At 70.6% G+C, this 13,593-nt stretch carries 11 protein-coding genes; 8 read left to right on the plus strand and 3 right to left on the minus strand.

The annotated features are described in order from the left end of the window. Positions 1–102 precede the first annotated feature (102 nt). Positions 103–951 (minus strand): PAC2 family protein, encoded by an 849-nt coding sequence (locus ABZ796_RS26925; protein ID WP_357341189.1) that lies wholly within the window; start codon positions 949–951, stop codon positions 103–105. 190 nt (positions 952–1,141) lie between these two features. Between ABZ796_RS26925 and metH the strand changes: the two genes are divergently transcribed. Next, complete coding sequence (gene metH / locus ABZ796_RS26930) at positions 1,142–4,855, plus strand: methionine synthase (RefSeq protein WP_357341190.1); 3,714 nt, start codon at positions 1,142–1,144, stop codon at positions 4,853–4,855. A gap of 203 nt (positions 4,856–5,058) precedes the next feature. On the opposite strand, the gene ABZ796_RS26935 is transcribed toward metH, so the two are convergent. Continuing rightward, entirely contained in the window at positions 5,059–5,808 is a 750-nt protein-coding gene (locus ABZ796_RS26935) for a hypothetical protein (RefSeq protein ID WP_357341191.1), read from the minus strand. A gap of 82 nt (positions 5,809–5,890) precedes the next feature. On the opposite strand from ABZ796_RS26935, the gene ABZ796_RS26940 reads away from it, so the two are divergent. Beyond that, entirely contained in the window at positions 5,891–6,292 is a 402-nt protein-coding gene (locus ABZ796_RS26940) for a TIGR03668 family PPOX class F420-dependent oxidoreductase (RefSeq protein WP_357341192.1), read from the plus strand. A gap of 10 nt (positions 6,293–6,302) precedes the next feature. Here the strand turns inward: ABZ796_RS26940 and ABZ796_RS26945 are convergent, their stop codons facing one another. Beyond that, positions 6,303–7,220 carry a hypothetical protein gene (locus tag ABZ796_RS26945; RefSeq protein ID WP_357341193.1) on the minus strand — a complete coding sequence of 306 codons (918 nt, stop codon included), beginning with the start codon at positions 7,218–7,220 and terminating at the stop codon, positions 6,303–6,305. Positions 7,221–7,348: 128 nt separating this feature from the next. Here ABZ796_RS26945 and ABZ796_RS26950 point away from each other — a divergent pair, with 128 nt between their 5' ends. The 6 genes from ABZ796_RS26950 to fdhD all read left to right on the plus strand — a co-directional run bounded on the left by ABZ796_RS26950 (position 7,349) and on the right by fdhD (position 13,364). Further along, positions 7,349–8,605: a helix-turn-helix domain-containing protein gene (locus tag ABZ796_RS26950; RefSeq protein ID WP_357341194.1), complete on the plus strand. Its 1,257-nt coding sequence runs from the start codon at positions 7,349–7,351 to the stop codon at positions 8,603–8,605. Between the two features lie 147 nt (positions 8,606–8,752). Continuing rightward, the gene (locus ABZ796_RS26955; protein ID WP_357341195.1) at positions 8,753–9,250 is read left to right on the plus strand and encodes a CBS domain-containing protein; all 498 of its coding nucleotides are present in this window, start codon (positions 8,753–8,755) and stop codon (positions 9,248–9,250) included. Positions 9,251–9,402: 152 nt separating this feature from the next. Continuing rightward, complete coding sequence (locus tag ABZ796_RS26960; RefSeq protein ID WP_357341197.1) at positions 9,403–10,458, plus strand: Dyp-type peroxidase; 1,056 nt, start codon at positions 9,403–9,405, stop codon at positions 10,456–10,458. Beyond that, the gene (locus tag ABZ796_RS26965) at positions 10,455–11,255 is read left to right on the plus strand and encodes a family 1 encapsulin nanocompartment shell protein (protein ID WP_357341199.1); all 801 of its coding nucleotides are present in this window, start codon (positions 10,455–10,457) and stop codon (positions 11,253–11,255) included. Before ABZ796_RS26960 ends, ABZ796_RS26965 begins: the two co-directional genes overlap by 4 nt. A 22-nt stretch (positions 11,256–11,277) precedes the next feature. Continuing rightward, positions 11,278–12,540: an MFS transporter gene (locus ABZ796_RS26970; protein WP_357341200.1), complete on the plus strand. Its 1,263-nt coding sequence runs from the start codon at positions 11,278–11,280 to the stop codon at positions 12,538–12,540. Further along, positions 12,528–13,364, plus strand: a complete 837-nt coding sequence (fdhD, locus tag ABZ796_RS26975) for a formate dehydrogenase accessory sulfurtransferase FdhD (protein WP_357341202.1) — start codon at positions 12,528–12,530, stop codon at positions 13,362–13,364. The genes ABZ796_RS26970 and fdhD overlap by 13 nt, the downstream gene beginning before the upstream one ends. The last annotated feature ends 229 nt before the right edge of the window (positions 13,365–13,593 follow it).

Genomic DNA, 13,593 nt, shown 5'->3' on the forward strand with positions numbered 1-13,593 from the left:
CAACACGGTCCCATCGGCGCTCGATGGGACCGTGTTGGTCTCGACACCGCTCGCTTGCGCTCGCGGGCTCGACCAGCGTTGACGAGCGGGCTCGACAGGTGATCAGGAGTCGTCGGTGCGGCGCTTGAGGTAGCGCTCGAACTCCCGGGCGATCGCGTCGCCACTGGCTTCGGGGAGGTCGGCGGTGTCGCGAGCCTCCTCCAACGAGCGTACGTAGTCGGAGACGTCCTCGTCCTCCTCGGCGAGGTCGTTGACGCCGCGCTCCCAGGCTCGGGAGTCCTCGGGCAGGTCGCCGAGGGGGATGGAGCACTGCAGCAGGTCCTCGAGCTTGTTGACGATCGCGAGGGTGGCCTTGGGGCAGGGCGGGGCCGCGACGTAGTGGGGGACGGCGGCCCAGTAGGAGACCGCGGGGATGTCGGACTGGATGCAGGCCTCCTGGAGCACGCCGACGATGCCGGTCGGCCCCTCGTAGGAGGGCGAGTCGAGCTTGAGGCGGTCGACGAGGTCGGGCTCGGTGGCGGTGCCGGAGACCGGGATCGGCCGGGTGTGCGGAGCATCGGCGAGCAGCGCGCCGAGGGTCACCACGAGCTGGCCGCCGAGCTCGTCGACGCACTCCAGGATCTCGCCGACGAACTGCTTCCAGCGCATGTTGGGCTCGATGCCGCGCACCAGGATGATGTCGCGGTCGAGGTCGGGCGGGGAGCAGACGGCGATCTGAGTCGTGGGCCAGGTGATGGAACGGAAGCCGTTCTCGTCGGTGCTGGTGACCGGCCGGTTGACCTGGTAGTCGTAGAAGTCCTCGGGATCGATCTCGGCCACCACCCGCGCGTGCCAGACGTCCATCAGATGGTCCACCGTGCCGGAGGCGGCGTCGGCCGCGTCGTTCCAGCCCTCGAACGCGGCGATCACCACTGGATCGACCAGGTCGCGGGTCTCTTCGATCTCGATCACACCCTCCACCCTAGTCACCGGGACCAGACGAGCGGTGTCGTTCACCCTGCGTACACCTCATCAATTCCCACCTGGTGGACTGCCGGTGTCAGGATTCGGAATGAAATGGCATGGCCCGCGCACCTACGCCGTAGCGTGTTTCAGGCAAAGCCGTGCACACTACCGTGCCCGCCCGGGAGAGGAAACAAGAGTGAGTCTGCGCCCTGATGTCACCGAGACCCTGACCGCCACCCTGAAGGAGCGGATCATGGTGCTCGACGGTGCGATGGGCACTGCGATCCAACGGGACCGCCCCGACGAGGCCGGCTATCGCGGCGAGCGGTTCAAGGACTGGCACGTCGACCTGATCGGCAACAACGACCTGCTCAACCTGACGCAGCCGCAGATCATCGAGGGCATCCACCGCGAGTATCTCGAGGCCGGCGCCGACATCATCGAGACCAACACGTTCAACGCCAACGCGGTCTCGCTGATCGACTACGACATGGTCGACCTCGCCTACGAGATCAACTTCGAGGCGGCGCGTCTGGCCCGCGCGGCCGCGGACGTCTACTCCACCCCGGACAAGCCCCGCTACGTCGCCGGAACCCTCGGCCCCACGTCGCGTACGGCCTCGATCAGCCCGGACGTGAACGACCCCGGTGCCCGCAACGTCACCTACGAGCAGCTCCGCGACGCCTACGCCGAGGCGACCCGTGCGCTCCTCGAGGGCGGCTCGGACCTGATCTTCATCGAGACGATCTTCGACACGCTCAACGCCAAGGCGGCGATCTTCGGCGTCCAGCAGGTCTTCGAGGAGTACGGCCGCCGCTGGCCGGTCGTCATCTCCGGAACCATCACCGACGCCAGCGGCCGCACCCTGTCCGGGCAGGTCACCGAGGCGTTCTGGGATTCCGTACGCCACGCCGAACCGCTCCTGGTCGGCCTCAACTGTGCCCTCGGCGCCCAGGAGATGCGCCCCTACATCGCCGAGCTCGCCCGGGTGGCCGACTCCTTCGTGTCCTGCTACCCCAACGCCGGGCTGCCGAACGCCTTCGGCGAGTACGACGAGGGCCCCTCCGACACCGCGGGCCACGTCCACGAGTTCGCCACCGCCGGGTTCGTGAACCTGGTCGGCGGCTGCTGCGGCACCACACCGGCCCACATCGCCGAGATCGCCAAGCAGGTCGAGGGGGTCGCGCCCCGCGACGTGCCCGAGGTCGAGCCCGCGCTGCGGCTCTCCGGCCTGGAGCCGTTCACCGTGACCGAGGAGAGCCTCTTCGTCAACGTGGGGGAGCGGACCAACATCACCGGGTCGGCGAAGTTCCGCAACCTGATCAAGGCCGGCGACTTCGACACCGCGCTCTCGGTGGCCGCCCAGCAGGTCGAGAACGGTGCCCAGGTCATCGACGTCAACATGGACGAGGGCATGATCGACGGCGTCGCCGCGATGACCCGGTTCCTGACCCTGATCGCCTCCGAGCCCGACATCTCCCGGGTCCCGATCATGATCGACTCCTCCAAGTGGGAGGTCATCGAGGCCGGTCTCAAGCTCGTCCAGGGCAAGCCGATCGTGAACTCGATCTCCCTCAAGGAGGGCGTGGAGTCCTTCGTCGAGCACGCCGAGCTGTGCAAGCGCTACGGCGCCGCCGCGGTCGTGATGGCCTTCGACGAGGACGGTCAGGCCGACTCCTTCGAGCGCCGGATCGCGGTGTGCGAGCGGGCCTACCGGATCCTCGTCGACGAGGTCGGCTTCGACCCCGAGGACATCATCTTCGACCCCAACGTGTTCGCGGTCGCGACCGGGATCGAGGAGCACGCGTCGTACGGCGTGGACTTCATCGAGGCGGTTCGCTGGATCAAGCAGAACCTCCCCGGCGCCAAGGTCTCCGGCGGCATCTCCAACGTGAGCTTCTCCTTCCGCGGCAACAACCCGGTGCGCGAGGCGATCCACGCGGTCTTCCTCTATCACGCGATCGAGGCGGGCCTGGACATGGGCATCGTCAACGCCGGCGCCCTGGTGCCCTACTCCGAGGTCGACCCCGAGCTGCGGGACCGGATCGAGGACGTCGTGCTCAACCGGCGCGCCGATGCCGCCGAGCGGCTGCTGGAGATCGCCTCGAAGTTCAACAAGGACTCACCCGAGGCGGAGGCCAAGGCCGAGGCCTGGCGCGAGCTGCCGGTCGGCGAACGGATCACCCACGCCCTGGTCAAGGGCCTGGACGCCTACGTGGAGGCCGACACCGAGGAGCTCCGCGCCGAGATCTCGGCTCGTGGTGGCCGTCCGATCGAGGTCATCGAGGGGCCGCTGATGGACGGGATGAACGTCGTCGGTGACCTGTTCGGTGCCGGCAAGATGTTCCTGCCGCAGGTGGTCAAGAGCGCCCGGGTGATGAAGAAGGCGGTCGCCTACCTGATCCCGTTCATCGAGGCCGAGAAGAAGCCCGGTGATGCCGAGACCAAGAACGGCACCATCGTGATGGCCACCGTGAAGGGCGACGTCCACGACATCGGCAAGAACATCGTCGGTGTGGTGCTGCAGTGCAACAACTACGAGGTGGTCGACCTCGGTGTGATGGTCCCGGCGCAGAAGATCCTCGACGCCGCCAAGGAGCACGACGCCGACATCATCGGCCTCTCCGGCCTGATCACGCCGTCGCTGGACGAGATGGTCGGGTTCGCCACCGAGATGCAGCGCGTCGGGCTCGACCTACCGCTGCTCATCGGCGGCGCCACCACCTCGCGCGCCCACACCGCGGTCAAGATCGACAAGGCCTACAACGGCCCCGTCGTCTGGGTCAAGGACGCCTCCCGCTCGGTGCCGACCGCGGCGGCCCTCCTCGACGCCGGCCGGCGCGAGAAGCTGATGGCCGAGGTCAAGGTCGACTACGACGCGCTGCGCGCGCGGCATGCCGAGCGGAGCGAGCGGGCGTCGCTGACGTACGTCCAGGCGAAGGCCAACAAGCCCGAGGTCGACTTCTCGACGCTGCCCACGGCCCCGGCGCAGCTCGGTGTGCACACGCTCGTCGACTACTCCATCGCCGAGCTGCGCGACTACATCGACTGGCAGCCGTTCTTCAACGCCTGGGAGATGAAGGGACGCTTCCCCGACATCCTCAACAACCCGGCGACCGGCGAGACCGCGCGCAAGCTCTTCGACGACGCGCAGGAGATGCTCGACAGGATCATCGAGGAGAAGTGGCTCGAGGCGCGCGGCGTCTACGGCCTCTTCCCGGCCAACTCGACCGGTGAGGACGTAGTCGTCTACACCGACGACACGCGAACCGAGGAGCGCGCCACGCTGTTCCAGCTGCGCCAGCAGGGGCAGCACCGTGAGGGCGTCGCCAACAAGTCGCTGGCCGACTACGTCGCGCCGGCGGGTGCCGGGGCCGACCACGTGGGTGCCTTCGCGGTGACCGCCGGGATCGGCCTGCCCGACCGGGTCAAGGCGTTCAAGGACGACCTCGACGACTACTCCGCGATCCTGCTGGAGGCGCTCGCCGACCGCCTCGCCGAGGCGTTCGCGGAGCGGCTGCACCAGCGCGTACGCACGGAGTTCTGGGGCTACGCCGCCGACGAGGGCGGCGACGGCAAGCTGCCCAACGAGGACCTGATCGCCGAGAAGTACGCCGGCATCCGCCCCGCCCCGGGTTACCCGGCCTGTCCCGACCACACCGAGAAGCAGACCATCTGGTCGCTGCTCGACGTGGAGGAGAACACCGGCATCGAGCTCACCGAGTCGATGGCGATGTGGCCCGGTGCGTCGGTCTCGGGTCTCTACTACGGTCACCCCGACTCGCAGTACTTCGTCGTCGGTCGCCTCGGTCAGGACCAGGTCGCCGACTACGCCCGCCGCAAGGGTTGGACGATGGCCGAGGCCGAGCGCTGGCTCTCCCCGAACCTGGGCTACGACCCGGAGGACTGATCTTCCAGGGAAAGAAAGTTCATTCGGCTCGTCGAGTCGAATGAACTTTCATTCGGGGCTTGCGGGTGAACGAGCTTTCATCTCGGCCCCGTGGGTGAACGAACTTTCACTCGGCTCCGATGCGCGAACGAACTTTCATTCACTCCCAAAGGGCGAATGAAAGTTCGTTCGCCCCGATGACGGCACCGCTCGATCGGTTCCCATCACGTGTGGGTCGGCGGGCCATCGATAGGGCCGCCATCGATAGGGCCGTCGAGCCAGGACGGGGGAACCCGGCCGACGCTGGCGACGTTCCAGAAGGCCGTACGCCGGGTCAGGATCGTGACGAGGTGGTAGCCGTCCGGGTGGCGCGTCAGCACGCCTGCCACCGGGTCGCGGTCCGCGTCGAGGGCGAGCGGGATCACATGGGCCCAGGTGTCGGTGCCCGGGTACCAGTAGGTGCCGACCGTCGAGGCGTCCCACGACCCGAGGGCCACGTTGGCCTCGGCGACCGCAGGCCGGAGCCGGGCCAGGATCTCCCGGGGCGCCATGCCGGCGCGGTCGGCGTGGTCGTAGGCGATGTGGAGAGCTCCGACCGAGGTGATCCGGGCGGCGCGGTCGAAGGGCGGCGGCACCCAGCTCTCCAGCGCCGTCCGGCAACGCTGACAGTCGTCGTCGCGGCTCCAGTCGGCGAACTCGACGTCGTCGACGGCCAGGTCCTCGCCGCGGCTGGTGACGAGCACCAGCCGCAGCCCGTCCTGGTCGCGCAGCGGCAGCGGGTTGTGCTCGAAGCCGTCGCGGAAGTGCAGCAGCGCGGAAGCCTCGTTGACCGCGATCCGGTGGACGACCGCGCTGCGCAGTCCCTGCAGCTGCGCCTTGGGCGACTCCCGCCGGAGCAGGGCCGGATCGACCAGGTCGGCGAGCCACTCGACCAGGTCGGCGGTGAGCAGCCGCTCGGCCTCAGCCGGCAGCACGGGGCGGGTGGTCGGCGGGCATGCGGGACACCGTAGCCGCCGGACTCCGGCCCGCCCGCGTCGACGTGGATAGGCTCGAACGGTGCGACACGATGAGCAGTGGGCCAGGGCGCGGTTTACCGAGGCCCGGGTGGCACGGCTGGCGACGGTCTCGGGGGACGGTGCGCCCCGGATCGTGCCGATCGTGTTCGCCCTGGCAGATGAGCTGATCCTCACCGCGGTCGACCACAAGCCCAAGTCGACCACCCGGCTGCGGCGGCTCGAGGACGTCGCGGCCAACCCGTCGGTGACGCTCCTGGTCGACGACTACGACGACGACTGGTCCCAGCTGTGGTGGGCGCGGGCCGACGGCGTCGCCCGGGTGCACGCGGCGCATGACCTCGGCCCGTTGGTCGCGAAGTACGCCGACTACCGCGAGCAGCCGCCGTCCGGCCCTGTGATCGTCATCGAGGTCACTCGCTGGTCCGGCTGGTCGGCGACCTGACGCCACGGGCTCAGCGCGACTGGCGCCGGAAGGGGCGCAGGATCTCCCCGCTGGGAGACGGACCGCGGGAGCGCATCGCCGGAGACACTGGCGGGGCCGTCCCTGCCCAGGGGCTGCGTACGTCCAGGACGGTGGCCCACTGCGACGCGGTCGGACGCATCCCGGGAGGGCCGGCGGCCTGGTCCATCAGCCGGGTCAGCGGACCGACCAGGATGCCGGCCTCACCGGCGAAGGTCAGGTCCGGCCGGAGCGCGGGGGCGGCGTTGCGGTCACCGGTGAGCACGCGGGCGATCGTGAGGGCCAGCTTGAAGCGGTCGCTGTCGGCGGTCGGCGGCAGACCGACGTTGGTGGGGTCCTCCCAGCCGCGGGTGTCGGCGGGAGGCAGCACGCCGTCCTCACCGGCCGGCCGGATCCCGTCACAGTCCAGCAGCATCACTCGCGGCATCGGCGAGACCGACCAGGCGATGTTGCGCGGCGAGAGGTCGCCGAGGACCAGCCCCTGCCGGTGCAGCGCGTCCATCACCGCGGCCAGCGCCCGCATCAGCAGCACCCGCTCGTAGATCCCCGGGGTCCGTACGTCACCGCTGTCCACGAGCAGGCCCAGCTCGGCCAGCGCGGTGGTCGGGCCGAAACCGGCCAGGAACGGGTCGTGGACCCGCTGCATCAGGAAGCCGGCGGTGCGCAGCCCGTCGAGCACGACCGTGTGCGGCCAGGCGGCGAAGTGGTCCACCTGCAGGCCCTCGCTCTCGACGAACCCGCGGATCCGCACCAGCTCTGCCAGGGCGCGGCCGTCCACCAGACCGAGCTCTCGCGTTCGGTACAGCTTCGCGACCGTCCCCGGATGGTCGGCCAGCTCGATGATGCGACCCTGCGAGCCCTGGGCGATATGGCGTCCAAGACTCAGGTCGCTGAGCTGGATCTCGTTCACGGAACCTCCGGCACCAGTCGTCGGTAGGCAGATCGTACGTGGCCGGGCGATCCGGTGAAGAGTCGGCGGCTCATCTGGTGGCACCCGGCTGATGACAGGATGGTCCCGGGACCGGCGAAGGAGGGTGTGTGACACGACAGGACGGGCGAGCCCGGCTCGCGGCGTGGGCGGATCAGAACATCGCCCGGCTGGCCGAGGAGGCGAGCGCGCGGGTCGCTGACCGGATCACGACCTACTACCGTGACCGGGAGAGCGGGGCGGTCTCCCTCGACGAGCTGCGGCAGTCCTTCGCCCACAACCTCCGCTCGGTGGTGGCCGCGATCGGCGACCCGCACGCGGAGCTCGACCTGGAGGCCTCCGCTCGCACCGGCAGGCGCCGGGCGAGGCAGGCAGTGCCGCTGCCGGAGGTGCTGCAGGCCTACCGGATCTGCTTCGCCACGCTGTGGGATGCCCTGGCCGAGCAGGTGCAGGTCACCCGGCAGCCCACCGACGCCCTGATCGAGACCGCCGGGGTGATCTGGCGCTTCACCGACGAGCACGCGGTCGTCCTGACCGAGGCCTACCGGGCGACCACGGCCGAGCTGATGCTTGCCGAGCAACGACGACGCTCGGCGGTCGTCGAGGCGGTGCTCACCGGGCGTCCCGGTCCCGAGTCGGGTCCCTGGGAGGCGGCCGCGCTGCTCGGCTTTCCGACCGATGCGCTGTTGATCGTGGTGGCCGCGGAGACCAACGGGCTCGCCAAGGAGAGCCTGGTCAACGTCGAGCAGCGCCTCGCCGAGAAGGGCTTCGTCTCCGGGTGGCGGTTGACCCCGGCACAGCAGCTGGGCATCGTCTCCTTCCCGGAGGAGCGGGAGGAGGAGGTCCTGGAGACGCTGCGCGGTTTCGCCGACGCTCGCACCGGGGTGAGCCCGCCCTACGCAGCGCTCCCCGAGACTCCGCGAGCGCTGCGCCTGGCCCGAGCGGCACTGGCCGGGCTGGAGCCGGGCAGCGCGGGCCTGCGGACCTTCGACCACAGCCCGCTGGCCGCACTGGTCGTCTACGAGCCGGCCGAGGGCCGCAGGCTCGCGGAGAACGTCCTGGGGGAGGTGCTGCGCCAGCCCGCCGAGGACCGAGAGCTGCTGCTCGAGACCCTCGACATGTACCTGGAGCAGTCCGGCTCCGCAGAGCGCGCCGCCACCCTTCTCTACTGCCATCCCAACACGGTGCGGAACCGGCTGCGCCGGATCCAGGAGTTGACCGGCCGGTCCCTGGCCGAGCCGATGGACGTCGCCGAGCTGACGGCTGCCGCCTACGCCCTGCGGGTCGCCTCCGCGACGGACCTGTGGGCGACCCATGGGCGGAAGCGGCCGGGCACCGGCCCGCTGCGGTCCCGGCCCTCGGGTTGATCGTGCTCGCCGGCAGCGATGAGTGGTCGGCCGCCACAGCGGTAGGTGTGCGCGCCGACAGAGACTGCGGTGACCGGCGACGAGGACTGTGGCCGCGGCGTACCGTGGTGTCCACCAGGACCGCAGCGAGAACGAGAAAGAGGACAGGTGCCCCTTATCGAGCAGTCGACCACTCGCAACGAGGGTGGGGTCGAGTTCGGCGGTGGGCGGCAGGCGTGCGCGCCCGGTGAGGCGACCGTGGCCGACGCCATGGTCGGCCGGCCGAAGCTGCTCCCGGTCACGGCGACGGGTCGCGACGTACGCGAGCTCTTCCTCGACGACCACGTCCACGCCGGGCTGGTGGTCGACGGGGACCGGCTGTTGGCCGTCATCGAGAGGCAGGACCTCGCCGAGGTACGCGACGACGAGCCGGCGACGGCGCTCGGGACCCTGTCGGGCCGGACCGTCGGTCCGCAGGCGGACCTGTGGTCGACCTGGACCTGGATGACCGGCGCCGGCATCCGCCGGCTCGCCGTGGTCGAGGACGGTCGGTGCGTCGGGCTCCTCTGTCTCAAGCGCAGCGGTCGCGGCTTCTGCTGCGACGCGGGTGTCTGGGCCAGGGCCCGTGAACGGAGCACCAGCCGAAGATGTCCACCTGAGCCGTGAGGCGTGAGGGTCGGTGAACGGCCCTTGGACAGGCCGACAACGAGTCCTGTCCTCGTGAACAGAGAATGCCCGGATGGGTAACCGAACAGCCATTGTCCTGGTTATCGTCAGCAGTGACGCCGCGACCGAGTGTGAGAAGGCAGGAGACCCAGGTGACGCCGCAGGACCTGGCACAGGACGTGCTGGCACCACCCGCGAAGGCGGCCATCTTCCTCACCGTCACGGTCAGGGACGGCCAGGAGCAGGCGGCGCGCGACGCGCTCGCGGACGTCGCCGGGGTGACTCGTGCGATCGGCTTCCGCATCCCGGAGGCAGCGCTCAGCTGCGTGGTCGGCATCGGGGCGGAGGCCTGGGACCGGCTCTACGCCGCGCCGCGCCCGGCCGGGCTGCACCCGTTCCGCCCGCTCGCCGGGGAGAAGCACGTCGCGGTCTCCACACCCGGCGACCTGCTGTTCCACGTGCGTGCCGGACGCGCTGACCTGTGCTTCGAGCTCGGTCGCCAGCTGATGGTGCTCTTCGACGGGCTCGTCGACTGCGTCGACGAGGTCCACGGCTTCCGCTACTGGGACGAGCGCGACCTGCTGGGCTTCGTCGACGGCACCGAGAGCCCGACGGCGGCGGCCGAGTCGGGCCCGGCCGCGCTGGTCGGCTATGGCGAACCCGGCTCTGAGGAGACGTACGCCGGGTCCAGCTACGTCATCGTCCAGAAGTACCTCCACGACCTGGACACCTGGGAGAAGCTCTCGGTGGAGGAACAGGAGCTGATCGTCGGCCGAAAGAAGCTCAGCGACATCGAGCTGCCCGACTCGGTCAAGCCCGAGGACTCCCACGTCGCGCTCAACACCATCACCGACGCCGACGGCACCGAGCGCGTGATCGTGCGCGACAACATGCCCTTCGGCGCGGTGGGAACCGGGGAGTTCGGGACGTACTTCATCGGCTACGCCGCCGACCCGGGCGTGACCGAGGAGATGCTGCGCAACATGTTCCTGGGCCGTACGCCGGGCCGGCACGACCGGATCCTCGACTTCTCCACCGCCGTCACCGGGTGCCTGTTCTTCGTCCCACCCGCGGCCTTCCTCGAGGACCCCGAGCCGTTCCTCGACCGCACCCCATCTCCTGAGGAAACGAAACCAGTCTCGACCGTCGACGGCTCGCTCGGCATCGGAAGCATGGCGCACAGCGCCGGAAGGAGTGGTCAAGCATGAGGAATCTTCATCGGGAGCTCGCCCCCATCTCCGAGTCCGCGTGGGGACAGATCGAGGAGGAGGCACGGCGTACGTTCAAGCAGCTGATCGCCGGCCGCCGCGTCGTGGACGTGGTCGGCCCGTCGGGCAGCGAGCTCGCGGCCGTCGGCACCGGTCATCTCACCCCTCTCGAGGCACCGGCCCCCGGGGTGAGCGCGCGTCAGCGGCAGGCCCAGCTCCTCGTGGAGCTGCGGGCCCCGTTCCGGGTCACCCGCGAGGCCGTCGACGACGTCGAGCGCGGTGCCCAGGACTCCGACTGGCAGCCGGTCAAGGACGCCGCCACCGCGATCGCCGCCGCGGAGGACACGGCGATCTTCCACGGGTCCGCGGCGGCCGGGATCCCCGGCATCGCCCCGGCCAGCTCCAACACGCCGGTGCCGCTTCCCTCGGACCCACGACAGGTGCCCGACGCGGTCGCCAAGGCCGTCAGCGCGCTGCGCCTGGCCGGCGTGGACGGACCGTACGACCTGCTGCTGTCGGCTGAGGCCTACACCGCAGTCTCGGAGACGACCGACCACGGCTACCCGATCCTGCACCACCTCTCCCGGCTCCTCGACGGCGAGATCGTCTGGGCGCCGGCGCTGCAGGGCGCGCTGCTGGTCTCGACTCGCGGTGGTGACCACGAGCTCCATCTCGGGATGGACCTGTCGATCGGCTACACCTCCCACGACGCCGAGGGCATCGAGCTCTACCTCGAGGAGTCGCTGACGTTCTTCGCCTACACGGCCGAGGCGAGCGTTCCTCTGCCGGTCGGCTGAGCGGACACGGGTGGTGGCCGCGGTGAGCACGCTCGGGGGAGCGCCGAAGGCGACCATGGCGTCGCCGGGTGCACGCACCGACCGCGTCCTGGTCGCGGCGGCCCTGGTGGCGGCTGGCTGGGGCGCCAACCAGTTCACGCCGCTCTCGGTGGTCTACCGGCTCGAGGCGGGCTGGTCGACGATGTCGGTCGTCGTGGTGTTCACCCTCTACCTGGCCGGCCTGGTCCCGGCGCTGCTCCTCGGCTGCCGGGCCGCCGACAGGTTCGGCCACCGTCGGGTCGTACGCCTCGCCCTGGCCGTGACGGCACTCGGCAGCCTCCTGCTGGCCCTGGCGGAGGTCTCCGTGGACGCCGTCGTCGTGAGCCGGCTGGTGACCGGGGTCGCGGCGGGGCTGATCGTCTCGGCCGGGGCCGCCTGGCTCCGCGCGCTCTCGCCCGCGCCCGACCGGGGCGCCCGCTTCGCGGTCTACGCGACGGGAGCCGGCTTCGCCCTCGGACCGCTGCTCGCGGGGACCGTGGCCGCCTGGCTCCCGGCCCCGTCCGTGGTGCCGTGCCTGGTGCACGGCGGCTTCGCGCTGCTGGTGCTCGCGCTCACCGGGCGCATCCCGGAGATGTGCTCGATCCCGGGGCGGCCGCCCCCGGCGCCGCGCGGGGACCGCTGGTCGGCCATCACCCACCCCCGTTTCGTCGGGATCGTGCTGCCGGCCAGCCCGGCGATCTTCGCGGCGGTGACGGTCTCCTACGTGGTCCTACCACCGTTCGTCCTCGACCGGGTCCGTGACCACGCGCCGCTGTTCAGCGGGCTGGTCGCGGCGGTGACGTTGCTGGTCGGACTCGCGGTGCAGCCGCTGGCGGCCCGGATCGACCGGCCCGGAAGCGCCCGCGCGACCCTCGTCGCGATGGGCACCGTGGTCGTCGGGCTGCTGCTCGGCGCTCTCGCCATCGAAGAGGTCTCGCCGCTCCTGGTGCTGGCCGCGGCCGTCTTCCTCGGTGCCGGCTACGGCCTGACCCTGGAATCGGGACTGGCCGAGATCGGCCGGCTGGCCCCGCCCGGGGCGCTGCCGACGGTGTCGGCGCTGTTCCAGGGTGTGGCCCACAGCGGCTTCCTCGCGCCACTGCTGCTGGCGGTCATGGCGAGGTCGGCCTCGTATCCTGAACTGATCGGGGGCCTGGCCCTGATCGGCTTCATCCTGCTCATCGGTGCCGCCGTGCATGCGGCCAGGCACGCCCACCAGGACCCTTCCCGACCCGACCCCACACCACAGGAGCTGACATGGGACGAGTGACAGTTGGACGGCCCGTGCTGCGGGTACGCGACGGGGTGATCTCGCGGCGACCCGACACGCTGGCCGCCGAGGAGCCGATGGAGATCAGGGTCAACGGGCGACCGCTGACCGTCACGATGCGCACCCCCGGAGGCGACTTCGACCTGGCCATCGGCTTCCTGGTCAGCGAGGGCGTCGTGCACTCCGCCGACGACGTCGCGAGCGTCCGCTACTGCGCCGGCGCGACCGCCGACGGCGGCAACACCTACAACGTGGTCGACGTCGGCCTGGCCGCCCACGTCCCGCCTCCCGACGCCTCCCTGGAGCGCAGCTTCTACACGACCTCCTCGTGCGGGCTGTGCGGGAAGGCGTCCCTCGAGGCGGTGCGTACGTCCTCGGCCTGGTCGGTCGCGGAGGACACCCTGCAGGTCACCCCTGAGCTCCTGGCGACGATGCCGGAGCGGCTGCGGGAGGCGCAGCGCGTCTTTGACAGCACCGGCGGCCTGCACGCGGCCGGGCTCTTCGACGCGGAGGGCAACCTGCTCTGCGTACGCGAGGACGTCGGCCGCCACAACGCCGTCGACAAGGTGATCGGGCACGCGCTGCGCGAGGGGCTGGTCCCGCTGCGCAACAGCATGCTGATGGTGAGCGGCCGGGCCTCCTTCGAGCTCGTCCAGAAGGCCGTGATGGCCGGCATCCCGCTGCTCGCCGCCGTCTCGGCCCCCTCCTCGCTCGCCGTCGACCTGGCCGACGACAACGGCCTCACCCTGGTCGGCTTCTTGCGCGGATCCTCGATGAACATCTACGCCGGCACCGACCGGATCGCGACCGTCCCCGTCGGCTGAGTGCCGTCGGTTGGCCCGGTCGGTTGAGCCGGTCGGTCGAGCCGGTCGGTTGAGCCGGTCGGTTGAGCCGGTCGGTTGAGCCGGTCGGTTGAGCCGGTCGGTTGAGCCGGTCGGTCGAGCCGGTCGGTCGAGCCGGTCGGTCGAGCCGGTCGGTCGAGCCGCCGGAGCCGCTAGGCGGAGGCGTGTCGAGACCAACACGGTCCCCTCGAGCGCGGAGGGGACCGTGTTG

Source organism: Nocardioides sp. NPDC047086 (assembly GCF_040643685.1).
Classification (GTDB): domain Bacteria; phylum Actinomycetota; class Actinomycetes; order Propionibacteriales; family Nocardioidaceae; genus Nocardioides.